20 protein-coding genes are annotated in these 24,638 nt (G+C 70.9%); 12 read left to right on the forward strand and 8 right to left on the reverse strand.

Annotated elements, in window-relative coordinates; translation table 11 throughout:
* Positions 1–86: 86 nt before the first annotated feature.
* Positions 87–1,412 carry an efflux RND transporter periplasmic adaptor subunit gene (locus ETAA1_RS11625; RefSeq protein WP_145237919.1) on the reverse strand — a complete coding sequence of 442 codons (1,326 nt, stop codon included), beginning with the start codon at positions 1,410–1,412 and terminating at the stop codon, positions 87–89.
* Between the two features lie 311 nt (positions 1,413–1,723).
* Positions 1,724–3,193 (reverse strand): MFS transporter, encoded by a 1,470-nt coding sequence (locus ETAA1_RS11630; RefSeq protein ID WP_238389423.1) that lies wholly within the window; start codon positions 3,191–3,193, stop codon positions 1,724–1,726.
* Between the two features lie 146 nt (positions 3,194–3,339).
* On the opposite strand from ETAA1_RS11630, the gene ETAA1_RS11635 reads away from it, so the two are divergent.
* The gene (locus ETAA1_RS11635; RefSeq protein ID WP_145237922.1) at positions 3,340–4,008 is read left to right on the forward strand and encodes a 3-keto-disaccharide hydrolase; all 669 of its coding nucleotides are present in this window, start codon (positions 3,340–3,342) and stop codon (positions 4,006–4,008) included.
* Between the two features lie 60 nt (positions 4,009–4,068).
* On the opposite strand, the gene ETAA1_RS11640 is transcribed toward ETAA1_RS11635, so the two are convergent.
* Positions 4,069–5,082: a S1C family serine protease gene (locus tag ETAA1_RS11640; RefSeq protein WP_145237925.1), complete on the reverse strand. Its 1,014-nt coding sequence runs from the start codon at positions 5,080–5,082 to the stop codon at positions 4,069–4,071.
* A gap of 211 nt (positions 5,083–5,293) precedes the next feature.
* On the opposite strand from ETAA1_RS11640, the gene ETAA1_RS11645 reads away from it, so the two are divergent.
* Positions 5,294–5,761, forward strand: coding sequence for a hypothetical protein (locus ETAA1_RS11645; protein WP_145237928.1), 468 nt, complete (start codon positions 5,294–5,296; stop codon positions 5,759–5,761).
* On the opposite strand, the gene ETAA1_RS11650 is transcribed toward ETAA1_RS11645, so the two are convergent.
* Entirely contained in the window at positions 5,724–6,728 is a 1,005-nt protein-coding gene (locus tag ETAA1_RS11650; protein WP_145237931.1) for a glycosyltransferase family 2 protein, read from the reverse strand. The genes ETAA1_RS11645 and ETAA1_RS11650 overlap by 38 nt on opposite strands.
* Before the next feature lie 171 nt (positions 6,729–6,899).
* Between ETAA1_RS11650 and ETAA1_RS11655 the strand changes: the two genes are divergently transcribed.
* Positions 6,900–7,652: a 3-keto-disaccharide hydrolase gene (locus tag ETAA1_RS11655; RefSeq protein ID WP_145237933.1), complete on the forward strand. Its 753-nt coding sequence runs from the start codon at positions 6,900–6,902 to the stop codon at positions 7,650–7,652.
* A 10-nt stretch (positions 7,653–7,662) separates the two neighbouring features.
* On the opposite strand, the gene ychF is transcribed toward ETAA1_RS11655, so the two are convergent.
* Together ychF and ETAA1_RS11665 are read right to left on the reverse strand one after the other, a co-directional pair.
* Entirely contained in the window at positions 7,663–8,763 is a 1,101-nt protein-coding gene (gene ychF, locus ETAA1_RS11660) for a redox-regulated ATPase YchF (protein ID WP_145237936.1), read from the reverse strand.
* Between the two features lie 57 nt (positions 8,764–8,820).
* Positions 8,821–9,825: a zinc-dependent alcohol dehydrogenase family protein gene (locus ETAA1_RS11665; protein WP_145237939.1), complete on the reverse strand. Its 1,005-nt coding sequence runs from the start codon at positions 9,823–9,825 to the stop codon at positions 8,821–8,823.
* 105 nt (positions 9,826–9,930) lie between these two features.
* On the opposite strand from ETAA1_RS11665, the gene ETAA1_RS11670 reads away from it, so the two are divergent.
* A complete protein-coding gene (locus ETAA1_RS11670; RefSeq protein ID WP_145237943.1) occupies positions 9,931–13,131 on the forward strand; it encodes a WD40 repeat domain-containing serine/threonine protein kinase in 3,201 nt (1,066 codons plus the stop codon).
* 9 nt (positions 13,132–13,140) lie between these two features.
* On the opposite strand, the gene ETAA1_RS11675 is transcribed toward ETAA1_RS11670, so the two are convergent.
* Positions 13,141–15,189 carry an APC family permease gene (locus ETAA1_RS11675; protein ID WP_145237946.1) on the reverse strand — a complete coding sequence of 683 codons (2,049 nt, stop codon included), beginning with the start codon at positions 15,187–15,189 and terminating at the stop codon, positions 13,141–13,143.
* Between the two features lie 213 nt (positions 15,190–15,402).
* On the opposite strand from ETAA1_RS11675, the gene ETAA1_RS11680 reads away from it, so the two are divergent.
* The 4 genes from ETAA1_RS11680 (at position 15,403) to ETAA1_RS11695 (ending at position 18,410) form a co-directional block, all read left to right on the forward strand.
* A complete protein-coding gene (locus ETAA1_RS11680) occupies positions 15,403–15,786 on the forward strand; it encodes an STAS domain-containing protein (protein ID WP_145237949.1) in 384 nt (127 codons plus the stop codon).
* Between the two features lie 7 nt (positions 15,787–15,793).
* On the forward strand, positions 15,794–16,612 hold the full coding sequence (locus tag ETAA1_RS11685; RefSeq protein WP_145237952.1) for a hypothetical protein: 819 nt from the start codon (positions 15,794–15,796) through the stop codon (positions 16,610–16,612).
* 113 nt (positions 16,613–16,725) lie between these two features.
* Positions 16,726–18,159, forward strand: coding sequence for a type I glutamate--ammonia ligase (gene glnA, locus ETAA1_RS11690; protein WP_145237955.1), 1,434 nt, complete (start codon positions 16,726–16,728; stop codon positions 18,157–18,159).
* A 26-nt stretch (positions 18,160–18,185) separates the two neighbouring features.
* Positions 18,186–18,410, forward strand: coding sequence for a hypothetical protein (locus ETAA1_RS11695; protein ID WP_145237958.1), 225 nt, complete (start codon positions 18,186–18,188; stop codon positions 18,408–18,410).
* Here ETAA1_RS11695 and ETAA1_RS11700 read toward each other — a convergent pair.
* Positions 18,407–20,623, reverse strand: coding sequence for a tyrosine-protein kinase domain-containing protein (locus ETAA1_RS11700; RefSeq protein WP_202920835.1), 2,217 nt, complete (start codon positions 20,621–20,623; stop codon positions 18,407–18,409). The genes ETAA1_RS11695 and ETAA1_RS11700 overlap by 4 nt on opposite strands.
* 408 nt (positions 20,624–21,031) lie before the next feature.
* Between ETAA1_RS11700 and ETAA1_RS11705 the strand changes: the two genes are divergently transcribed.
* The 4 genes from ETAA1_RS11705 to ETAA1_RS11720 all read left to right on the forward strand — a co-directional run bounded on the left by ETAA1_RS11705 (position 21,032) and on the right by ETAA1_RS11720 (position 24,621).
* Positions 21,032–21,472, forward strand: coding sequence for a TPR end-of-group domain-containing protein (locus ETAA1_RS11705; protein WP_145237964.1), 441 nt, complete (start codon positions 21,032–21,034; stop codon positions 21,470–21,472).
* 94 nt (positions 21,473–21,566) lie between these two features.
* Complete coding sequence (locus ETAA1_RS11710; RefSeq protein ID WP_145237967.1) at positions 21,567–22,046, forward strand: DUF1579 domain-containing protein; 480 nt, start codon at positions 21,567–21,569, stop codon at positions 22,044–22,046.
* 12 nt (positions 22,047–22,058) lie between these two features.
* Positions 22,059–23,027, forward strand: a complete 969-nt coding sequence (locus ETAA1_RS11715) for a CoA transferase subunit A (RefSeq protein ID WP_145237971.1) — start codon at positions 22,059–22,061, stop codon at positions 23,025–23,027.
* A gap of 133 nt (positions 23,028–23,160) precedes the next feature.
* Positions 23,161–24,621 carry a caspase family protein gene (locus ETAA1_RS11720; RefSeq protein ID WP_145237974.1) on the forward strand — a complete coding sequence of 487 codons (1,461 nt, stop codon included), beginning with the start codon at positions 23,161–23,163 and terminating at the stop codon, positions 24,619–24,621.
* The last annotated feature ends 17 nt before the right edge of the window (positions 24,622–24,638 follow it).

Raw genomic sequence — 24,638 nt, forward strand, 5'->3', positions numbered from 1 at the left:
CGGCCGGCGTCAGCCGGCTGGTCGTTGCCCCAGGCACTTGTACCAACCACCAGCCGGCTGACGCCGGCCGTTCGCCGGCGCGGTCGTCATTTGGCCCGCGGCGGCCCGTTCAATTCGTACACCTGGGGCTCGACCGGCGCGCCCGGCCGCACCCGCTGCAAGCCGTCGATCACGACCACGTCGTCCTTCGTCAGCCCCTTCTCGATCGCCACCACCGAGCGCACCACCGGCCCGGGCGGGGCGCCGCTCGGCGCCTTGTACGACCACGCCGCCGGCGGCGCGTCCGGGGCCGGCGGCGGGGCGCGGTACACCTGCGTCCCCACGGTGACCGTCCGCTTGGTGACCTTGTTCTCGGCGCCGACGACGTACACGTACCGCCCCTCCTGGCCGGTCATCAGCGCCTCTTCGGGGATCACGGGCTTGTCGGCCGGCGTGCCCGCCGGCACCCGCACCCGGGCGTACAGGCCCGGGTATAACAGCCACACGTTGTTCGGCCCGGACTTCGGGTTCGGCACCCGGCCGCGGACGCGGATGGTGCCGGTGCCGGGGTCCACGCGGTTCTCGCGGAAGTCGATGGTGCCCTTGTGCGGGTAGCCGTCCTCGCCGGTGACGCCGACTAACACGGGCACGGACGTGACCACCGGGTCGGGCACCTTCTTCGCCGCCGACGCCCGCTGGAAGTCCACCAGGTCGCGCTCGGGGGCGTCGAAGAAGACGTAGAGTTCGTCCATCCGAACGATGGTGGTGAGGAGCGTCGGCTCGCTCTGCCCGACGAGGTTCTCCTCGTCCACGTGCGTGCGGCTGATGAGGCCGGACAGCGGGGCGCGGACGTCGGTGTAGCCGAGTTGGATGTTGGCGGTGTGGAGCGAGGCGTCGGCCGCCTCCCGGGTGGCCTCGGCGGCCTTGAGCTCGGCCTCGTTCACCTCGAGGGTGGCCTTGGCCTTGTCGAGCTCGGTCTTGGACGCGGCGGTGCCGGCCTGGGTGAGCCGCTCCACGTCGGCGGCGGCGAGCTTGATTTGCGCCTTCCAGTTCAGGATGTCGGCGCCCGCCTTCGCCAGCTCGGCCTCGGCCTTGCGGACGGCCGTCTTGTACTCACGCGGGTCGATGGCGTACAGCTTCTCGCCGAATTTGTGCTCGTCGTCGGACGCCTCGGGGTCGGGGCCGCGGACCTCGGTGCCCTCGACGAAGTACACCTTCTTCAGGAAGCCTTTGACGCGGGCGCGGACCTCGACGGCCTTGGTAGTCTCGAGCGTGCCGTTGTACTCGTAGTACCCCAGGACGGGGGCGACGGTGGGTTTGGCGACCCCGACCTTCGGCGGCGGCGGGGGCGGTGGCGCCTCGGCGGCCTTCTTGCACCCGGGTGCGGCGGCGAGCAGTACGAGGAAGGCCACGCGACCGAGAGCGGGGGGCATACGGAACCCTGAATGCGTGGACGGACCCGCGGACGGGGAGCGAACGCCGTGCCGACGGTGAGAACGTGCGGCGGCCGCGTCATCCCCAAAGCTACGGATACCAGCGGCGTGCGGAGGTGCTTACAGCGCTGTCGCCGGCAGCCCCACGGTGCGGGTGAACCCACCTGCCGTCGTCCGCGACGGCGGATGTGCGGGCGGCGTCGGCCTTTACGGCCGACGCTCGCCGACCGGCTGGTCGGATCAAACTTTTTTATGAGTCGGTGACATGTTTCGGGAACCCGACCCCCCTTGCCCGAAACAACAATCCCGGTTCAAGCGACCTCGGTTTCTTCCTGGACTTCGGGCAGGAAGAACGACAGCACGAGCGCCAGCAGGTACGCCCCGCCGCCGACGACGGCCGCAGCCATGGCCACCTGCCGGAACGCATTCTCGGACGGCATCATCGGGGCGACGACGTTCGTCGTCAGGAACGCGGCCGAGGTGCCGACCATGCGGCCGCCGACGTTCAAGGCGAAGCTGCCGCCGGTGCCGCGGAGGTGCATCGGGAACGCCTTCGGCAGGTACTCGCCGAAGTAGCTGAACTGCGCCACCGTGCACAGCCCGCACAGGAAGATGCCGACCACGAACAGCCCCGGCTGGTCGGGGAACAGCAGGTAGTACGTCACGGGGAACATCAGCAACCCGGGCACGACGAACAGCCGCAGCAGCAACCGACCCGCGACGAAGACGACGAGTACGGCCAGCAGCACGCGGCCGGTCAGGCCGCCGAGTTCCTGCCAGAACTGAACGGTCGCGCCGCGGTTCTGCCCGGCCTTCTTCAGCTCGGCCTTGTCCTGCTTCAACTGGGCGTAGCGGGCCTTCAGGTTGTCGCCGCCCTTCATCTTGTCGTTCTCGTCGGTCACCTTCGCCAGCAGTTCCTTGCGGGCGTCGAGCACCTTGGCTTCCTTGCCGAGCTCGGCCCGTCGCTCGGAGAACTCGGGGAGGCCCGGCACGATCCGCGGAGGCGTGAGTTGCAGCGCGCCGAACGCTGCCGCGTACCCGCACGCCGAGAGCAGCGTCGAGACGAGCGTGACGCGGATGAGGCCGGGGGCGAACAGCTCGCCGAACGCCGGCCGCCGCAACGTACCCGCGGCCTTCTTCGCCGCCCACACCCGCGACTCGGGCACGAACGGCAGCAGCAGCGCGATGAACACGCCGGGCACGAGGCCGGTCAGCAGCGTGTACCGCCACGCGGCGTGCTGGTCGAACCCCTCCGGCAGGGGCAGCGCGGGGAGCGACGCGCCGTAGGCGATGGCCGCCTTGTTCACCAGCGACACGAACAGGCCGCCGACGGACGCGAACGCCAGCGTCCAGCCGATGGCCAGCTGGCGGGCCTTCTTGTCCTCGAACAGCTCGGCCAGCCACGTGACGGCGGCCACCATCTCGACGCACACGCCGATGAAGGTGGTGCAGCGGAACAGGACGAGCATCCACAGCTCGGTGCTGAACGCCGCCGCGACCGGGCTGAACGAGTAGATGAGGATGCTGCCGACCATCACCCGCTTGCGGCCGAGGCGGTCGATGAGGACGCCGCCGAGGAGGCCGAAGACGCCGCCGCAGACCGCCGCGATCCACAGCATCCGGCCGACCCACAGCGTCACCTGCTCGTTGTCGAGGTCCACCTTCAACAGCTCGCCCAGCGCCGGGGCGGCGATGACGGGGAACATCAGCAGTTCGTAGGTGTCGAAGAAGAAGCCGACGGCGGCGACGGTGAGGACGAGCCACTTGGTGACGGACGACACGGTGCGGCTCTCCGGGACGGGTGCACTGGCGGGTGCGGTGAAAGGTACGGACAACGCCCCCGCGGGCAACCGCCCCTTGCCTCCGGGCCGGCGGCCGCGGATGCTATCACGGCCCGGCCGCCGGCCGGTCCCTCCCGGAGCCCCGCATGCGCCTCCCCCACCTGGTCGCGTTCGCCGCGACCGCCCTGGCCGCGGTCCTCGCCGCCGCCCCCGCCCCCGCCGTCCAGACCGGCGACGACACCGCCGCGTTCCTCAACCCCGACAACTGGGAGGGCCGGAAGGACATCTGGACCGTCTCACCGGGCAAGGTCGTCGGCGAGACGAAGGAAGACCCGAAGTACAACACGTTCCTGTGCAGCAAGACCAAGTACGCCGACTTCGAGCTGACCTGCAAGGTGGTGCTGAAAGGCGGCGTGGGCAACAGCGGCGTTCAGATTCGCAGCGAGCGCACCGACCAGGACGGCGACAAGAACCCGTACCGCGTCCGCGGGCCGCAGGTGGACGTGGGCAAGGGGTATTGGGGCAGCCTGTACGGCGAGGGCGTCGGGGGGATGATGAAGGCGTCCGACCCGGCCAAGTTCAAGGCCGCCGTGAAGGAGGACGGCGTGAACGAGTACTACATCCTGGCGAAGGGCCACCGCATTACCATCAAGATCAACGGCGAGACGATGGTGGACCAGGACTTCCCGACGCTGCCGGGCAAGGACGCGAAGGCCGCCCCGACGGAGGGGATCATCGCCTTCCAGGCGCACGCGGGGTACGCCTCCATGCGCGTCGAGTTCAGCGACATCAAGTTCAAGAAGCTGACGAAGTAATCGGGTCGCCGCTCGGGGCGTGGCGGCTATCGCCCGCCACGCCCCGAGCGGCGGAACCGCTCACGTCCGCACGGTATCCGGGTACGCCGCCGGTACCACCGTCCGCTCCAGCCGCCGCCCCTCGCGCAGCACCACGACCGCGGCCGGGATGCCGACCGGGTGTGCCGTCAGCAGTCGGTGCAGGTCGTCCACGTCGGCGACCGGCCGGCCGGCGAAGCCGACCACCACATCCTCGATCCACAGCCCACCCGCCTGGGCTGGGGCGTCCTCCTCCAACATCACGATTTCCACGCCCGACTTCTGCTCCAGGGCGTAGCGCTGGCGAAGGTCCGGGGCCACCGGCACCTGCCGGGCGTGTAGGCCGAGGTAGCCGCGGACCACGTGGCCGTGCTTCAGCAACTGCGGCAGAATCGTCTTCGCCGTGTTTACCGGCACGGCGAAGCAGATGCCCTGAGCCGGCTGGATGACCGCGGTGTTGATGCCGACCACGCGGCCGCGGCTGTCCACGAGCGGGCCGCCGCTGTTGCCGGGGTTCAGCGCGGCGTCGGTCTGGATCACGTTGTCCACAAGGTGACCGCTGACACTTCGCAGTGTGCGGCCGAGCGCCGAGATCACGCCGGCCGTCACGGTCGATTCGAAGCCGAGCGGGCTGCCGATTGCCACCGCCAACTGCCCGACCTTCAACTTCGCCGAGTCGCCGAGCGTGGCGTGCGGAAAGCGGTCTCCCTCGACGCGGACCACGGCCAGGTCGGTCCACGGGTCGTTGCCGACGACGCGGCCGGGCAGTTCGGTGCCGTCGTGGAGTCGGACGCGCACGTCGTCGTCGCGGCCGACGACGTGGTGGTTCGTGAGGAGGAAACCGTCCGGAGCGAACAACACCCCGGAGCCGCTGCCGCCGCGGCCGCGCCGACCGACGCGGAGATTCACGACCGCCGGCCGCAGTTTCTCGGCCACGCTCACGACGGCATTCGAGAAGGCGTCGAGTGCCTCGGCATCGTCGGGCGGCGCGCCGCTATCGGCTGGGACGGGGTCGGTCCCGCCGTTGGTCACAAAATGTTGCCAGAACCGGCTCACGGCCTGCTCCCGGGTTCGCGGTGACCCATCGTAGCCGTGCGGGTCAAGCGGGCGGCGTGAAGCGGGGTAAGCTGTGCGGGTCGTGCGGCGGCGCCGCTCCGGCACCGTCCGAATCGGTGGTGCGGGCGGCGGGGGTTGCGAAGGTGGTGTCCGATGAAGGGGACGTTCGGGCCGCGGTGGCGCCGACCCGTCCGTCACGGAGGATCGACCCATGACCCTAGCCCGCAAGCTGCTCGGTCTCGCCACGGTGATCGGCGCCGCCGCCCCCGTTGCGGCGCAGTACCCGCCGCGGCCGGCGCCGCAGGGGCCGACGCGGCTCGTCTTCCCGGCCCCGCCGTGGATCACTAACGGCCCCCGTGCCGGGGTGCCGACCGGTCCGGGCGTGGTGACGCAACCGGCCCCGACGGTCGCCGAGCCGCGGCCCGCGCCGCTGCCTGCGGGGGCCGTGGTGCCGGCCACGCCAGCGATCCCGCCCGCGCCGCCGGCCGTGACACCCGCGGCGGCGACGGCCCCGCGGACCGTGCCCGGAACGGTCTCGCGGCCGGACCCGTGGCGACCCGGCACCGTGACCGTTCCGGGCACCGTGACGCCCGCGGCGACGAAGCCGCGGGAAATTCGGAGTGGGAGTGGGGCCGGCCCGGTCACGCCTGCCAGAAGCGGACCAGCTCGCGCGTCATGAAGTGCCACAGCCCGCGGGCGGCGAGCCAGCTCTTGCGGGCCTTCTCCGTCCGGCCGCGGGCCATTCTCACCACCCCCTGCAGGCACTTCCCGAGGCACTGCACCGGGGCGTCGGCAGTGACGAACAGCTTGTACACCCGCAGGGCCGCCGGCGTCGCCCCGGCCTTGCGAAAGTAGTGGACGTAGCCGATCGCCACGTTCGGGGCCGCGAAGCCGATGTTCTTGCGGCTCGACATCCGGCCGTAGTGCACCACCTCCACGTCGCCGACGTACACCAGCTCGCGCCGCCGGCCGACCTGCGTGGACAGGTCGATGTCCTCGCCGCCGAACCGGTACTGCTCGTCCCACCGGCCGCTGTCCTCGAACACCGCACGCGGCAGGAACACCGCCGCCCCCATCAGCACCTCGACCGGGCGCACGCCCTCGGGGTCGAACGAGTCGCGGCGGTAGTCGTAGTACGCCCGGCGGAACAGGCCGGTCCAGCGGAGCAGGCTGACGCGGTGGAGCAGCGCCCCGAGCGTCGGCCGGCGGCGGTAGGAGATCTGCGCGTTCCCGTCGCCGCCGCGGAGCCGCGGGCCGACCATGCCGACGGCCGGGTTCGCCTCCGCGAATTCGAGGAACTTCCGCAGCGTGTCCGGCGGGACGACGGTGTCGTTGTTCAGGAAGAAGAAGTAGCGCCCCGTGGCGAGTGCAGCCGCCTGGTTGTTCGCCTTCGAGAAGCCGCGGTTGTCCTTGTTCCGCACCAGCCGGACGCCGGGGAACTCGGCCGCGATCATGTCGGCGGCGCCGTCGGTGGAGGCGTTGTCGACGACGACGACCTCGAAGCTGACGCCCTGCGGCTGGTCGTAGAGCGACTCCAGGCAGCGGCGGAGGAGGTCGCAGCAGTTCCAGTTGGCGATGCACACCGACACGTCGACGACCGCCGGCGGCGGGGTCGCGGTGGGGACGGCGGGGAGGGCCTGCGGCATGAAGCGCGTCCTGCGGGTGCCGGGCTGCGGGCCGTGGGCGACGGCCGCCGCGGGTTTCTACCCTCCGGCGGACGTGGGTGTCAACGTGAACCGCGGGGCTGGTTTCCGGTTGCCAACCCCCGCGCGAGGGGTACGCTGACCCGGCCCCATCCCTCCCGCCCGGAGCCGCACATGAGAGCCGCTTTGTTGGTCGTACCCCTCGCCGCCGCGTTCCTGCCAGTGAGTTTCGCTGCCGACGCCCCCAAGGCGCCGGCCGGATTCGTCGCCCTGTTCAACGGCAAGGACCTGACCGGCTGGAAGGGGCACACCACGATGGCCGAGCGGGCCAGGCTCGCCCCCGAGAAGCTCGCCGAGCTCCAGGCCACGCGGTCGAAGACGGCCGCCGAGCACTGGAAGGTTGTGGACGGCGCCATCCACTGCGACGGGAAGGGCGGCGTCAGCCTCGTCACGGAGAAGGACTACGCCAACTTCGAACTGCTGCTCGACTGGAAGATCGAGGCCAAGGGCGACAGCGGCCTGTACCTCCGCGGCCAGCCGCAGGTGCAGATTTGGGACTCGGACCTGTCCTCGGGCGCCAACGGCGTGGACAAGCACACCGGCTCCGGCGGCCTGTGGAACACGCCGTACCCGGCCGGCACCGACACGAAGGACGCCGCGGCGACGCTCAAGGCCGGGCAGAAGGTCGGCAAGATCCCGCTGAAGAAGGCGGACAGGCCGGTCGGCGAGTGGAACACGTTCCACATCACGATGGTCGGCGACAAGGTGACGGTGAAGCTGAACAACGAGCTGGTGGTGGACCGCGCCGCGCTGCCGAATTACTGGGACAAGGGGAAGGCGCTGCCGGCCGCCGGGCCGGTGGAACTCCAGTTCCACGGCGACCCGCTGTGGTTCAAGAACATCTACCTCAAGCAACTGCCGAACTGACCGGCGGCGGTCACACGTTGAACCGGAAGTGCAGCACGTCCCCGTCCTGGACGGGGTACTCCTTCCCCTCCAGGCGGAAGCGGCCGGCCTTCTTCGCGCCGGCCTCGCCGCCCAGCTCCACGAAGTCCGAATAGCCGACCGTCTCGGCGCGGATGAAGCCGCGCTCGAAGTCGGTGTGGATGACGCCGGCCGCCTGCGGGGCCAGCGTGCCGGACGGGATCGTCCACGCCCGCGCCTCCTTCGGGCCGACGGTGAAGAACGTCACCAGGCCGAGCAGGCCGTACCCCGCGTTGATGACGCGCGCCAGGCCCGTCTCGCTGAGGCCGATCGCCGCCAGGAAGTCGGCCTTCTCGCCCTCGGGCAGCATCGAGATTTCGGACTCGATCTTCGCCGACACCACAACGCACGGGGCGCCGCGCTCCCTGGCCATCGCCTCGGCCTTCGCCGACAGTGCGTTCCCGGTCGCGGCCGACGCCTCGTCGACGTTGCACACGAACATCACCGGCTTGGTCGTGAGCAGCTGCATGTTCGCCAGCTGCTTCCGCTCGACCTCGTCGCGGGTGGCCGTGGCCCGGGCCGGCTTCCCGTCGGACACGACCTTCAGGACGCGCTCCATGAGGCCGATCACCTCCTGGGCGTCGCGGTCGCCGGCCTTCGCCTTCTTCTGCGTCGCGGGGACGCGCTTCTCCAGACTCTCCAGGTCGGCGAGGATGAGTTCGAGCTCGACCACCTCGGCGTCGCGGAGCGGGTCCACGCTCCCCTCGACGTGCGTGATCTCGTCGTCGGCGAAGCAGCGGAGGACGTAGAGGATCGTGTCCACCTCGCGGATGTGCGAGAGGAACTGGTTCCCCTTTCCTTCGCCCTTGCTGGCCCCGCGGACGAGGCCGGCGATGTCCACGAACTCCAGCTGCGTGGGGATGAGCTTCGCGGAGCCGGCGATCTTGGCGAGCGTGTCGAGCCGCGGGTCGGGCACCTCGACGCGGCCGACGTTCGGCTCGATGGTGCAGAACGGGTAGTTCGCCGCCTGGGCCTGCATGGTCGAGAGGAGGGCGTTGAACAGGGTCGATTTGCCGACGTTCGGGAGGCCGACGATGCCGCAGCGGAAGCCCATGCCGAGTGTCTCCGGGGATGCCGAAACAGCCTGGATACGGCCCGGAACCGTGGGAGGCTAGAGCGCGACAACGACCTTGCCGACGTGCCCGCCGGCCGCGAGGTACTCGAACGCCGCCCGCGCCTCCGTGAACCGGAACACGCGGTCGATCACGGGGCGAAGCTGGCGCTGTTCGAGGGCCGCGTTCAGCGTCAGAAAGTCCGCCCGCGAGCCGACGAACTGGCCGTGAATCGTCACCCGCTTCATGACGGCTCCGATCGGGTTGAACGCCCCCGGCCCGGACAGCACGCCGATCAGGCCGATGTGCCCGCCGTAGCGCACCGCCCGGAGAGACTTCTCCATCGTCCCCGCGCCACCGACTTCGACCACCAGGTCGACGCCGCGCCCGCCGGTCTGCTCCCACGCCCACTTCTCCCAGGCCGGGGTGTCGGCGGTCACGCACACCGCGTCCGCGCCGAGCGCCGTAGCGCGCTCGGCCTTCCTCGCGCTGCGTGTCGTCACCAACACGGTGCGTCTCATCGCCTTCGCCAACTGCAGCGCGAAGACCGACACGCCACCGGTGCCCTGAATCAGCACGGTCATATCGGCCCCCGCACCGGGAGCCCGGAGCGCGTTCCACGCCGTCACCGCGGCGCACGGCAGCGTCGCCGCCTCCTCGTAACTCAGGTGTTCGGGGACCGGCACCAGCCCGTACTTGCTGAAGACCACGAGTTCCGCGAGTACGCCGTCGCGGTCCGCCCCAAGCGCCGACCGCGCCGCCAGTTCGGTGAGGTCCCCGCCGATCCACTCCTGGAAGAAGCAGCCGACCACGCGGTCGCCGACTCGCCACGCGCCGACGTTCTCCCCCACCGCCACCACCTCCCCGGCCGCGTCCGAGCCCAGCACGCGCGGCAACGGCAGCTTCGGGTTGTACTCGCCGCGGGCCACCAGTAGGTCGCGGAAGTTCAGCGACGCCGCCCGCACCCGCACCAGCACTTCGTCCCGACCCGGCACCGGGTCCGGCCGCTCTTCGAACGCCAGGTTGTCGAACCCGAACCCGCCGCGGACCACGAACGCTCGCATCGCCGTCCCCCGGTCGTGAAATCGGTTGGGGCCGCCCGTCGTCGTTATGGTACACTGAGCCCGGGACGCACTCGCCGCCCCGGCCCACGTCACCGGCTCCGCCTCATGAGTTCGGCCGAACTGCTCCACCTCGACGAACACCTGGCGCGGATGCTTGCCGCCTACGACCAGGGGATCGGCGCGGCCGACGGCAAAGCCCCCACCCTCGCCATTCAGCCGGGCAACGAGGGCTCGCTCAGCGAACTCATCCCGGACGTCCGCACCCCGTCACCGCTGCCGACCGGGCCGCACCGCATCGGCCGCTACGAGCTGCGCCGGCAACTCGGGAAGGGCGGCTGCGGACTCGTTTTCCTCGCCTACGACCCGAAGCTGAAGCGCGAGGTGGCGCTGAAGATTCCGCGGCCCGAGATGCTCCTCAACGCCGACGCCCGCCGCCGGCTGGCGCGCGAGGCGCGGGCCGCGGCCGAGTTCGACCACCCCAACCTCGTCCCCGTCTACGAGTCCGGCGAGATCGGGCCGCTGTCGTTCGTCGCCACCGCGTTCTGCCCCGGCAAGACACTCGCCGAGTGGCTCGACCGGCAGGCGTACCCGGTGCCCACGCGGCAGGCGGCCCGGCTGGTGGCCACCATCGCCGACGCCGTTCAGCACGCCCACGACCGCGGCGTCCTGCACCGGGACCTGAAGCCGAACAACATCCTGCTGATGGAGTCGAAGGGGCTACCGGCCGACCAGGGGCCGCCGCCCGGCTCGGTAAACCTCCGCGGCGAGAACTACGTGCCGCGGGTACTCGATTTCGGCCTCGCCAAACTGGCCGCCCCCGCCGCCGGCGAGACGGCCACGCGCCAGGTGCTCGGCACGCCACGCTACATGGCCCCGGAGCAGGCCCAGGCCCGGCACGAGGACGTGGACGTGCGCGCCGACGTGTACGCCCTCGGCGTCATGCTGTACGAACTGCTCGCCGGCCGCCCGCCGTTCGACGGTGCGAGCGACGTGGAGATTCTGCGCCAGGCCATCGACGGCCGGCTTGTCCCGCCGCGGGAACTGCGGGCGGAAATCCCGCGCGACCTGGAGGCGATCTGCCTGAAGGCCATGAGCCGCGCCCCGGCGAAGCGATACCGCACGGCGATCGACCTGGCCGACGACCTGCGGCGGTTCCTCGACGGCCTGCCGACGCTGGCCCGGCCGCTGCAGTGGACCGGCCGGACCGCCCGGTGGCTCCGCCGCAACGACCAGGCGGTGGCGCTGGCCGTCGTGGTGTTGGTCGCGCTGGTGTTCAGCAGCTTCGGCGTGTGGCACGCCCGCGAGACGGTGCAGCTGCGGACGGACCGCGACAACACGCAGGCCGTGCGGGCTCGGGCCGACCGCGAGCGCGAGTACGCCCGCCACGTCCGCAACGCGTTCCTGGCCTGGCGCGCCGGCGACGGGCTGCAGATGGCCGAGTCGCTGGCCGGCGCGCGGACGGTCGCGTCGCTGAACAACGACAACCCCGGGTTCGCCCTCGGCTACCTCGGGCAACTCGGCCGCGTCGAGCGTCTCTCGGCCACCGGCCCGCCCGGTGCGCGGACGCTCGCACTGAACTCCGACGGCACCCGCGCCGCGACGGGTCACGCCGACGGTACCGTTGCCCTCTGGGACCGCGGGGCCGGTACGCTACTGGGCACGGTCGCGGCCCACACGAGCGGCGTCCGGCAGGTCGCCTTCTTGAACGGCGGGGCGAGGCTGCTGTCCGCCGGCGGCGACGGACTGCTGAGCGTCTGGAATGTGGGCGCGAACGGCGGTCTTGTGGCGGTGGCGCCACCACCGGCGATCCCCGGCCCTGTCACGTCATTCGCGGTGGCCGCGGACGGCCGCCGCGTTCTGGTCGGCACCGGACTCGGCGTCGTCGTGCTGTGGAACGCGGCCGAGCGCCGCGCCGAGCGAACCTGGGAGGCCGGCGAGCCGGTCGCCTCCGTCGCGCTGTCGCCCGACGCCCGGTCCGCGTTTACCTTCGGCGCCTCGGTACGGATCTGGGACGCCGACACCGGCCGTGCCGTCGGGGAGGTTCGTGGCGTGGACGGGGCCGGGTGGTGCGGCGTGCTGCCGGACGGGGCCGGCTGGGTACTGGCAACCGCCGGTCGTGGCGACGGAAACGTTCACCTGTTCGACCGCGACGGGCGTGAAGTCCGTACGCTCCTGGGGCCGGCCGGGGGCGCAACCGCCGTCTGCGTCAGTCCCGACGGCTCACTCGTCGCCTGCGGGGGAGCCGACGGCGGCGTGCGGGTGCTCGACGTCGCGAGCGGTGCGACTCGTTTCTTGCTCCGCGGGCACGACGCGGCCGTCCGAGGGGGTGGCTTCGGGGCCGACGGCCGATCACTCGTCACCGTAGCCGAGGACGGCGTCCTCAAGCTGTGGGACTTGACCGCCGACCCGGAAGGGACGACGGCCCGCGACCTGCCCGGTACGGTGTCCGCCGTCGCGGCCCACCCGGACGGCCGCGGGTATGCCGTAGCCTATGCCGACGGCTCGGTCGAGGTCGGCCTCCAGCGCGGGGCGACGCCGCGGCGCGTGCCTCCCGGCGGGCGTGGGCCGATCGTAGCCATCCGCTGCCCGGGGGACGGCCCGCCGGTCGGCGTCGAACTGGCCGGCCGCGCCGCGGTCGTGTGGACGTTCGGGGCGACGCCGACGGCGGTCCTGCGCGTCGAGATGCCCACCGGCGGCGTGTCCGCTGCGACGCTCTCGGCCACCGGCGCGCGATTGGCGGTCGGCGGCGAGCGCGGCCGGATCGTGGTGCGGGGTGTGGCCGACGGCTCTCCGGTGATGTCAGTGGACACCGCGACCGGCGCGCCTGTGCGTCACCTGACGCTGTCCGACGACGGCGAGCGGGTGGCGGCGCCGACGACGGGGAACAACGTCGGGGTGTGGGCGTCGGGGTCCGAGAAGGCGATCGCGGAGGTTGCCGGCCACGGCGACGGGCTGTGGCTCCTCCGCTTCTTCCCGGCCGGCGACCGGCTCGTGACCGCCGGCCGCGGCAGCTCGCTCCGCGTGTGGTCGGTCAGCCAGGCCCGCGAGGAAGTGACGCTGCTGGGGCACGTCGGCCGGGTAACGGCCGTGGCGGCGTCGCCGGACGGGCGGACGCTCGTCAGCGGCGGCGCTACCGGCGAGGTGAAGCTGTGGGACGTGCGGACCGGGGTTGAACTGGTCAGCCTCCGCCGCCACAACGGTCCGGTGACGGAGGCCGAGTTCGACGCCGGCGGCGGGCTACTCCTCACGGCCGCAGCCTCCGCCGGGGGCCGCGGCGAAATCGCTTTCTGGGACGGCCCCCAGTAAGGGCGCCGATTACGCCGTTCCCGCGATGATGATGAGCGGCCGCTTCGCCTCCTCCGGCTCGGCCCGGCGGATCAGGTCGCGGACCATCCACGGCACGTTCCCCTCGCCGAACAGCAGGAACCCGAGGGTGCCGCTCACCGGCGTCTCGTCCGTCCACCCGAAGTGGATTTCGGGCGGACGGCCGACCTTCCCCATCTCCAGGGCCAGCGCCGCGAGCGTGTGCGAGATCGACGCCACCTCCGTGATCCGCATGATGTACCGCCCCTCCTCCTGCACCACCTGGAGCACCGGCTCGTGCTCGAAGTCGCTCACGTCGGCGAGCTCGACCTGCACGAACACCACCATCAGCTCGGACGGGATGCGGTGTTCCAGGCGGATCTGCGCCTCCTTGTCCGCGAGCGTGCGGCGGCCGGGGCGGTGCGGCACCAGGATCGTCAGTTCCAGGTGGCGGATCGTGTCCCAGAGGAAGTGCGAATCCGGGTCGGCGAACTTGAACCCGCCGAAGCGCAGCTCGCGACTGCGGGCGAACCTCGACGCGATCGACGTGACCAGGATCGTGGCGATGAAGAACAGCGAGATCTTGAGCCCCTGGAAGCTCTTCTCCACCTCGTTGGCGACGGTCGTGTACACGAACACCGCGGTGATCGCCGCGAACGGCCACGACAGTCGGCGGAGCCACGACCCGGTGCGGCCCTGCCACACGTCGATGACGGCGGCGAAGCACGCGCTGGTAATGAGCACCAGCACCCCGGTGGCGTAGGCGCCGCCCTGGGCGTCCACGCTGGCGTTGAACACCCACGTCACAAACAGGTTGATGGCGGTGAACAGGAACACGAGCGGCCGCACGGCCGCGGCCCACTCGGGGGCCATGCCGTACTTCGGCAGGTACTTGGGCACCAGGTTCAGCAGCCCCACCATGGCGCTGGCCCCGGCGAACCACAGGATCACGATGGTGCTGGCGTCGTAAACGAATCCGAACACCGGGCCGAACAGCGGGCACACCGCCTTCGTCGTCCCCTCGCCGTGGGCGATGTACGCCAGCGCCCGGCCGGCGGCCGGCTTCTTCGGCCAGTCTTCGGGGTGGGGCAACTCGCGGCCGGCGGCGTCGCACGGGTAGCCGCCGGCCGCGGCGACGGGCGTGATCTCCGACGGCGGGATGATCGTGCTGACCACGACCGACGAGCCGAGAAGGTAAACGCTCATCACGAGCGCCGCGACCGCCAGCAGCTTGCGGGTGTTGGCGATCCGCCCGGCCGGCTTCGCCGGGTCGTCGTCCGCGTTACCGCGGACGTTCGCCGCCACCGCGACGCCGGTCTCGAAGCCGCTCAGGCCGAGGGCGAGTTTGGGGAACAGCAGTAAGCTCACGGCGATCATCCCGCCCCAGCCGGCGAACTGCCACGAGCCCAGCGGGTTGTGCGGCAGGTACCACTCGCCAGCCGCCAGCCGCGCGACCCAGGCGTTCCACAACTCGGGGTGGTTTGTCAGGTACACGAGCCCGGCGCCGACGACGACGAGGTTCAGCGCCAGGTACACGCCGACGATCCCGGCCGCGATGCCGATCACCTCGCGGAACCCGCGCATGAACATCGCCCCGAGCGAGACGAGTAGCAGCATCGTGATGAGAATCAGCTGCCGGGTGTCGGTCTCGCCGTCGCCCGGCTTCAACGGCCAGCTCGGGTTCTCGACGACGTGGACTGCCGCGTCCGCCGCGGACAGCGTCTTGGTGATGACGAAGCCGGTGGCGGCGAAGCCGAGCAGCACCAGCACCATGAGCTTGCCCGGCCAGCCGGACACCAGCCGGGCCAACATGCCGATCGAGCCCTGGCCGGTGAACGACTTCCCGGCGACGTAGGCGTAGACCGGGAGCGCCCCGAACAGGGTGAGGAGCACGAGCACGACCGTCGCCAGCGGGGCGAGCAGGCCGGCGTTCTGAACGGCGATCGACGGCTGGTAGCCGAGGGTGGAAAAGTAATCGACGCCGGTCAGGCACATGACCCACAGCCAGAATGACTGGTGGTGCCCGGCCGGCTCCGCGTGCGGACCCGGGGAGTTGCTCATGGGGGTGGGGAGACGCCGGGCGGTTTCCGGTGAGTCGCCACCGCCCCAAAACCGTCCGTCATGATAGAGAAAACCCCGGCCGCCGGACGAGTTCCTTCGAACCCAGGCAGCCGTCGGTGCGTACCGTCCTAGGCGGCCGGCGACGGCTGCTTGCGTCCCCGCACCGGCGGGGTTACGCTTGGGGGTTAGTTCCCCCGACCGAAGGACACTCGCATGGCCTCCGACGCGGACCTGGCCAACGAATTTTTCCAGGTGCGCCGGCACGGCGACGTGGCCGTGATCGTGCCGTCGCCGCAGGTCGAGCACCTGCCCGAGACGCTGCTGGAACCAGCCGCGCAGCTCGTGCTGGCCCCGCTGAAGGCCGACCCGCCCGGCCAGATCATCGTCGACCTGGCCGCCGTCCGCTACTTCGGCTCGGCGTTCATCACGTTCCTGCTCCGCTGCCACAGCGTGTGCGCCGAGCGCGGCAGCGAGCTGGTGCTGGCCGGGGTGAATCCGAACATCCGCGAACTGCTGCGGATCACCAACCTGGACAACCACTGGGCCCTGTACGACACGGTGGTCGAGGCCCTGAACACCCTCGGCGGCTCCGATTGACTCATCCGTGGACCACGCCCTTCTGCGGTCCTGGCTCGAACTCCCCGCTGGCGAGTGGCCGCCCGAGCCGCACGTCCTGCTTGGCAACCCGGCCGACCCGGCCGACGCCGAGACCCGCGCGCTCGACCGGATGGACCGCCTCCGCCCGTACCAGCTCCTCCACCCCGAACTCGTCACCGAGGGGATGACGCGGCTGGCCCAGGCGCTCATCGCCTTCTCTGAGGCACCACCGCGGTACGAGTTCGTCGAGCCACTACAGCCGGCACGACCCCCGGCGACGTTCGAGGTGGTGGAGGAGCTTCCGCCGCCGGCCGAGGTGCTGCCACTCGCCGAGGACCTGCCGGCGGGCCGCCGCTGGGTGTACGCCCGGCTCGCAGTCGTGCGGCGGTTGATTCGTGCGTGGGACCGGGTCGGGGTCGTGTTCGGCGACCCGGACGACCCGGCCGACACGCCGGTCCGCGTCATGGTCCTGCTCGAAGCCGTTCGGACCGTCCGGCCGTTGCTGCCGGGTGTGAAAGGTGTGATGGGCGGCGTCGGCGAACCGGGTGGCGTCTGCGCCGCGCTCGTGCGGCAGCCGCTGATCCTCGACACCTTTCGGCGTTTCCTCCCGGACCAACGGGTGGCGCTGGCGGCCGACTGGCGCCGCGGCCGCGACGCCGTCCGGCGCGAGTACGCGTGGCTCCGTCGCGTGTCGGCGCAGGGCCGCGCCCACCGGGCCGGTCGGCGCGGCGTCCGCGCCGCGTGGCGTTGGGCGCTGCACACGCCTGAGCTGCTGCTGGTGCCACTACTGCTGATCCTGCTGGTCGTGCGGCTGCGCGGCAACTAGGGCGACGCCAACGGGTTGCATCGGGCGGCCGCCCCACCCTATAACGACACTCACGCACGGCCCCTCCCCCCGTCCGCGCACCGCTTTTCCCGTTGATCCAGGGAACCGAACCCGTGCCGACCCGCGAACCCGTCCGGACGCCGCGCGAAGTGCTGGCCTTTCTCCGCGAGCGCGAGGTAAAGGCCGTGGACCTCCGGTTCATGGACTTCCCCGGCCTGTGGAAGCACTTCACCGTTCCCGCCGGGGCCGTCACCGAGGACGTGTTCGAGGACGGCATCGGGTTCGACGGCTCCAGCCTCCGCGGCTGGATGCCCATCAACGAGTCGGACATGCTGCTCGTGCCGCAGCCGGAGACGCTGTTCATCGACCCGTTCGCCAAGGACGTGACGCTGGCGATGCTGTGCAACATCCAGGACCCGCTGACGAAGGAGGACTACAGCAAGGACCCGCGGAACGTCGCCCGCAAGGCCGTGAACTACATGAAGAGCACGGGCACCGCCGACGCCGCGATGGTCGGCCCGTCGCTCGAGTTCTTCGTGTTCGACGACGTGCGCTTCGACCAGACTACGCACTCGGCCTTCTACTCCGTGGACAGCGCCGAGGCGGCGTGGAACACGGGTCGGCGCGAGAAGCCGAACCTGGGCTACAAGGTGCCGTACCGACAGGGCTACTTCCCGTGCCCGCCCACCGACGCGACGCACGACCTGCGCAGTGAGATGATGCTGGCGATGGAGGAGTGCGGCCTGACGGTCGAAAGCCACCACCACCAGAAGGCCACGGCCGGGCAGTCGGCCATCAACGTGCGGTACGACGACCTGGTGAGCGCGGCCGACGCGGTGCTGAAGTACAAGTACGTGGTAAAAAACGTGGCCCGGAAGCACGGCAAGACGGCGACGTTCATGCCCAAGCCGCTGTTCGACGACTACGGCAGCGGCATGCACGTCCACGTCAGCCTGTGGAAGAACGGCACCAACCTGTTCGCCGGCAGCGACTACTCGAACCTGTCCGACGCCGCGATGTACGCCCTTGGCGGGCTGTTGAAGCATGCCCCGGCCCTCGCCGCGATCACCAACCCGACGACGAACAGCTACAAGCGGCTCGTGCCGGGCTTCGAGGCGCCGGTGAATTTGGCGTACAGCCAGCGGAACCGCTCAGCTGCCGTGCGCATCCCGGTGTACTCGGCGCGGGCGAAGTCGAAGCGGTTGGAGTACCGGGTGCCGGACGGGGCGGCGAACCCGTACCTGGCGTTCTCCGGGATGCTGATGGCGATGCTGGACGGCATCCGCAACAAGACGCACCCCGGGCCGCCGCTCGACAAGGACATTTACGACATGCCGCCGGAGGAGTTGAAGGACTTGCCGCGGATGCCGGCGACGCTCGACGAGGCGCTGACGGCGCTGGAGCGCGACCACGAGTTCCTGCTGCAAGGCGGCGTGTTCACCGAGGACGTGGTCGAGACGTGGGTGCGCTACAAGCGCGAGGAGGAGGTCGCCGCGGTACGGGTGCGGCCCCACCCCTACGAGTTCAGCCTTTACTACGACATCTGAGCGGGGACGCCGCTGAAGGAGGAACCGTGTTCGCGTTCATACCCGGCCTGGGCGGGCAGGAAATCTTGCTCCTCGGATTTCTGTGCTTCGTGCCGGTGGTCGTCGCCGTCGTCGTACTGGTCGTCGTGCAGTCCGGGAGGAATTCTGGTCGCCGCTCCGTCGCGGAGTTGGAGGACGAGAACCGGCGACTCCGAGACGAACTCCGGCGGGCGAAGGGGGACGACTCGACACCGCCCGAACCATCCCGTTAAACCGCCGTCGCGCCCGCCGGGTCGGCCTGCGGCACCGCCGGCCGTGGTGGTGCCGCCGTCACCACTGCCCCCAGCACGCGGCTTCCCGCCCGCGCGATCTCGCTCGTCGCCGTCGCCACGCGGCTTGCCGCGTCGGCGCCACCGCGAACGACCAGCACCATCCCGTCGGCCTGCTCGGCAAGCGCCTTCAACTCCTTCTCCGCGGTCGTCGGCGGGGCGTCGAGCACGACGTACTCGTACTGCGCCTTCAGTTCGGACACCAGGTCCTTGAACTTGGCCCGCGTCAGCAGGTCGGCGCCGTCCACGGGGCCGCGGCCGGCGGGGAGGATGTAGAAGTTCGGCACGTCGCACGTCCGCACCGCGACGCGCAGGTCCACGTCGTTCATCAGCACCGACTTCAAGGAGTCGCCGAGCCGGCCGAGGCGGAACAGCTCCTGCTGCTTCGTGCCGCGGTAGTCGCAGTCGATCAACAAAACGCGTTTCCCGGACTGGGCCAGCGAGAGCGCCAGGTTCGCGGCCGTCGTCGTCTTGCCGTCGCCGCCGTCGCCGGGACCGGTCACGACGACGGCCTTGTGCCCGGCCGAGTCGAGGGCGTCTGTCAATGCCCGGCGGGCGGCGCGAAAGGCTTCCGCTTCCGGGCTGTTCGGCCGGGCGTAGCTCACCAGAGCCGGCGACCACCCCTCGACCGATTTCTTCTCGACCGGCTGGTCGAGCCGCAGCGGTGGGATCAGCCCGAGAACGGGGACGCCGAGCGGCGGGCCGTCGTACTTCACGACGCGGGTCAGGCCGGTGCGGCGGACCGTGCCGGACTGCACGACCGGCTTCGGCGGCGCGGCCTTCGGGGATTCTCGCTTCGGGCGGTTGGCCACTGCGGCTGACACAAGCGATGCCAGGAAGCCGAGCACGAGGCCGCCGACGAGGCCGATGGCCCCGCCGGGCACGAGCGACGCCGCCAGCAACGGCGACACACGCTCTCCTTCCGACGGCGAACTGATGACCTCCGGCCCCGTCGCGACGGCCTCCGGTGCGGGAGTCGGAGTCGCGGCTGGTGCCGGCTGCTGTTGCACCGGGAAGGGTTGCGGCGCCGGCGGGCGCAGGGCGAGTTCGTCGAGTTTGGCCCGAATCGGGGCTGCGGCGGCCAGCGTGGCTTCGTCGCGCTGCACGCTTTCCGCCAGCGCGGAGGCGTCGGTGTTCAGCTTCGCCCACCGCTCCGTCAGCGCGTCGCGGTGGCGGTCGAGCGCGTCGGCGGCCGGCTTCGGGGGTGCGGCCTTCGCCAGCAGATCTCGCACGAAGCGGATTTGCTCGTCGAGCGCCACGATGTCGCGGTGTTCCGGCCCGAGCCGCCGGCCGAGTTCGGCCTTCTTCCGCTGGAACGACACCAGCTGGGTTGACAACTCCTTTTCCTCCGGGCTCGACACCAACGGTGGCGCGGCGTCGGGCGTCACGCCGAACTGCTTCATCAGGGCGGCGCGGCGGGTCTTGTCGCTGCCGGCTGCGTCGATCGCCTTCAGGTCGCGGTCGGCGTCGCGGAGTTTCCCCTGCGTCGTCATCAGGGCGGTTTTGTTTTGCGCCAGCCGGGTCTCTATCGCGGGCAGCTTTTCGGCCGTAACCGCGGCCAGGTCGCGTTCGAGCTTTTGCCGCTCGGCGGCAATCTTGCTATCAGAATCGACCGGCGTCGGGCTCGGGGGCACTGTCGCACCCGGGGCCGGCGGCAGCGGCGGTGTCGGCTGCGGCCGCGGCGCGCCCTCGGCGACGTAAGCTTCGAGCACGGCCCGCAGGTACTTCGGCGTGTCGGCCGGGTTCGGGCCGCGAAACACGACGTGGAACGTGCCGTCCCGCGATTCCACCGCCAGGTGCTCGTGCAGGTACGCGGCGCGCTCCGATGTGGTCGCAGGAAGCGCCGGGGCGAACGGCACCATCGCGTCGAGCTTGCGGGCGGCGCGATCCAGGACGGCGGGCGCGACCACGGCCCCGGGATCGCGGCCGGACACGACGCCGGTCGAGGCGTACTCGGCCGGTTGCTTCCGGAAGTGGTCGTACCCCGCAGCCAACCCGGCGATGAGGCCGACGAAGCCGGCGGTGAGCACCATCGCCGACCGCGACCGGGCGGCCGGTGTCGGAAGCGCCGCCGGCGCCGACACCGCGGCGGGGGCAGGGGCCGTGGTGGCGGCTTCGGCGGGGGCGGGAGTATCGGGTTGCGGCGAGAGGGCCACGGGGTTGCCTCGGGGCGGTCGAACGGGGTCTGCGGCCAACCCCATTCTTGGGGGTCGTCCGGCCGAGTCCAAGAGGAGTTGGCCGGTCGGGGTGCGGGAGCGTTTCCGGCTGTTAGGGTTCGGCAACCTGGGGAGGTGCCGCCCGACGCCGGGGATGAGCTGCCGCCCCCGTACGACGCAGCAACCGGCGGACCGGATTGTGTGAAGTACCGGCGATTCCGCGGCCGGGCGGTAAGCTGTGCGGGCGAGGCGGTGTCGGGGCTTCCGGCGCGACCGGAATTTCGTGACAGTTGCCCCGGCGGTGGCCGTTTGCCCCGGCGCCGGGTGAGGTTATAATCCTATGGGGTGGTGGGTTCGCCTCTCGCCTACGTGCCCGCTCCCGGTCCGGCCTCCTGACAGGGGACCGCCATGCCGTCGCCGAGTAAGCGCCCGTCCCCGCCGGCCGGGGAGGGCTTTCCGCCCGGGTCCGTGCTCTCGTTCCTCGCGGACCGCAATCAGGTCGACTTCGAGCTCGACTTCTTCGGCCGCATCCTCAGCGGCAACCCGGACTTCCACGAGGTGCTGCGGGCGCAGGCCAGCAACCTGACGACGAAGGGCCGCCTCCACGACGGCCTGACGATCGACAAGAAGCTGGTCTCCACGCGGCCCGAAGACCCGACCGCCCACTACAACCTGGCGTGCCGCTACGCCCTGTTGAAGCAGCCGGACCTGGCACTGGTGACGCTGCGACGGGCGGTCGAACTGGGCTACCGCGACTTCCGCTACATGGAAGAAGACCGCGACCTGGAGTCGATCCGAAAGGACCCGCGCTTCCGGCAACTGGTGAAGGAGTTCCGGCGGAAGAAATAGTCGCAACTCACCTCGACCCATCAGTCGATACCCCGGTATACACGAGAACACCTGCGGCACCCCGCCGCGGGTTCGTTTCACCCCGAGGGGTTCAATGCAACCGCCCGCCCCGAAGCCGGAGCACGACTGGCTGACCCGCATGGTCGGCGACTGGACGTTTACAACCGAGTGCGTGATGGGGCCGGACCAACCGCCGATGACGGCCGCCGGCACGGACAAGACCATTTCGCTCGGCGGACTGTGGACGATCTCGGAGTGGGTGCAGCCCGGCATGGACGGCACGCCAATGACCAGCCGGATGACCCTCGGCTTCGACCCGGCCCGCGGCAAGTTCGTCGGATCGTTCGTCGCGTCGTGCATGACGCACCACTGGGTCTACGAGGGCGTCCTCGAAGGCGACGTGCTGACACTCGACGCCGAGGGGCCGAGTTTCACCGACCCGCACGCTACGGCACTCTACCAGGACATCTGGGAACAGACGGCCGACGGCCGCAAGCTGCTGCGGTCGCGGTTCCGCGACGCCGAGGGGAACTGGCACGAGTTCATGAAGGCCGAATACCACCGGGCCGCGTAGGACGACGGTACGATGACCGCATCCGACGCCGCCCGCGCCGCCTTCCGCGACAAGCCGCGCGGGCTGACCGACAAAGTGATGCCCGTCGCCGAAGCCGTCCGGCGGTTCGTCCGCGACGGCGACTACTTCGCGGCCGGCGGCTTCGGCACGAACCGCATCCCGACGGCCGTCCTGCACGAGATCCTCCGCCAGGGCCGGCAGCGCCTCGGCTTCGCCGGCCACACGTCCACCCACGACTTCGAGATTCTGTGCGCCGGCAACCTGACCGGCCGCGGGCAAACGCTGGCGCTCGTGGACGTGGCCTACATCCTCGGCCTGGAAGCCCGCGGGTTATCGCCGCACGCCCGCCGCGTGGTCGAAGGTGGTGGCGTGGCGTGCGTCGAGTGGACGAACTACACGCTGGCCCTTCGCTTCGCCGCCGCCGCGATGGGGGTGCCGTTCCTGCCGGCGCGAAGCATGTTGGGAACGGACACGTTCGCCCGCAGCGGCGCGAAGACTCTCACCTGCCCGTTCACCGGCGAGACGGTCGCGGCGGTCCCGGCCCTGTACCCCGACGTGGCGGCGATTCACGTCCACGAAGCCGACCGCTACGGCAACGCCCGGTTCATCGGCCCGTCGGTCGCCGACAACGACCTGGCGCGGGCGGCGAAGCGCGTCATCATCACGTGCGAGCGACTGGTGCCGCACGAGGAAATGCGCCGCAACCCGCACCTGACGACGATCCCGTTCCTGTGCGTGGACGCCGTCTGCGAGGTGCCGTTCGGCAGCTACCCGGGCAACATGCCCGGCGAGTACTTCTCCGACGAGGACCACCTGCGCCTGTGGCTGGACGTGGAGCGCGACCCGGCTGCGTTCCGGCAGTTCCTCGACGACCACGTCTTCGGCGTGAGGACGTTCCCCGAGTACCTGGACCTGTGCGGCGGGCTGACGCGGCTGCAACAGCTCCGGCACCGCGAACACCTGCTGCACATGGGTCGATAGCGATGGTTGCCGCTCGCGGCTGCGCGCTGCCCAGCGCGCAGCCGCAAGCGGCAACGCAACAGAACCCTTCGCACTTTGATTCGCCCGTCGCACCTCCGGTAGAATCTCCCCCCAACACACCGAGGTGCCCTCAGTGCCGAACCGCGCCGCGCTGTTGATCGCCGTCGAGACGTTTTTCGAGGCCGCGCCGCCGGTCCCCTACGCCGCCGCCGACGCGGCCGAGCTTCTGCGAGCCCTCCCGGCTGCCGGGTACTCCGCCGACCGCTGCGTCCTCGTCGCCGGCCACCGCACCACGAAGGCCGGCGTCGAGTCGCACCTGGCGCGCCTCGCGAAGCTGATCGGGAAACCGGATTCGCTCCTCGTGCTGGTCGTCGGCCGTGCCTTCAGCCACAAGGGCCGCGGCTACGTTGCCTGCGCCGACACGCTACCCGCCGACCTGCCGGGAACGGCCGTCCCGGTCACCGACCTGTTCGCGGCGCTGCACCAGACACGCTGCCCGGAAGTGACCGTGCTTCTCGACCTCGACCCGCTCGTCGTCACCGGCGATCTTGCCCCCGGCGGTCTCGACGAGGGCGAACTCCGGAAGCTGCTCGACGACTCGCCGGCGTGCGTCACCTTGCTCGCGGCGGCGCCCGGGGAACGCTCCCACGAGTCGGCGACCCTCCGGCACGGCATCTGGCGCTCGCACCTGATCGAAGCCGTTACCGGCAAGACGCGCAGCGGCGTCGGCAAGGACGGCATCCTGACCGCCGCCGGGCTACACGCCTACCTCGCGGACGCGGTGCCGCGCACCCTTCGCCGGGCCTACGAGGCACCCCAGGAACAGACGCCTCTGCTGTTCGGCGACGCCCACGGCGGTAACGCCGTCGCCGACCTGGCGGCGCTCCTCGGCCCCGGCGGCGACCTGCTCGACCCGGCCCGCATGAAGCGAGTGGTTTTCCGCTCCGAGACGCCGGGAAAGGTGAAGGAGCTGGCCGGGTTCCGCAAGTCGCACAGCCTGCCGGACCGGGCCAACGACTGGGCGCGGAAGTACGTCAACCGCGTCGCCCAGCCGGACATCAAGGCCGACCTCGACCAGACGTTCGACGCCGTCCGCGAGACGTTCGGCTACAAGCGCAAAGACCTGGACGCCTCCGCCGAGCGCGACGGCCTCGGCTTCCTTCGCACGCCGGACTTCGAGTACACGGTGACGGTGGAAGTGAACCCGGACGACCCGACGGAAGTGATCTGGCGCCGCGACCTGAGCCGCCTCGCGGACCCCGGGTTCGTGCGGTCCGAGGGGTTCACGAGCGTGTTCGGCAGCCGCTTCGACCGACTCGTGTTCGAGTTCGCGGCGCCGGTCGATGTCGCAGAGTTCGTGGACCGCATCGAGGACGCCCCGCCGGAGGGCGTGAAGGTTCACATCGCCAGCGGTGCGGACGCGGCCGAGGTGCGGCTCGCGGGCTTCGCCGGCCGCGTGACCGTGAGCCGCACGGCTGTGACGATCGAGGGTCGGCCCGGTGCCGGGGCGTCGCTGCTCGATCAGTTCCTGGCGTTCCTCCGCACGTTCCGCGGCGTCGGCGAGCCGAAGGCGCTGCCGGGGCCGGTACACTAACCCGGTTCACGCGCCAC

This window comes from Urbifossiella limnaea (assembly GCF_007747215.1).
Lineage (GTDB): Bacteria > Planctomycetota > Planctomycetia > Gemmatales > Gemmataceae > Urbifossiella > Urbifossiella limnaea.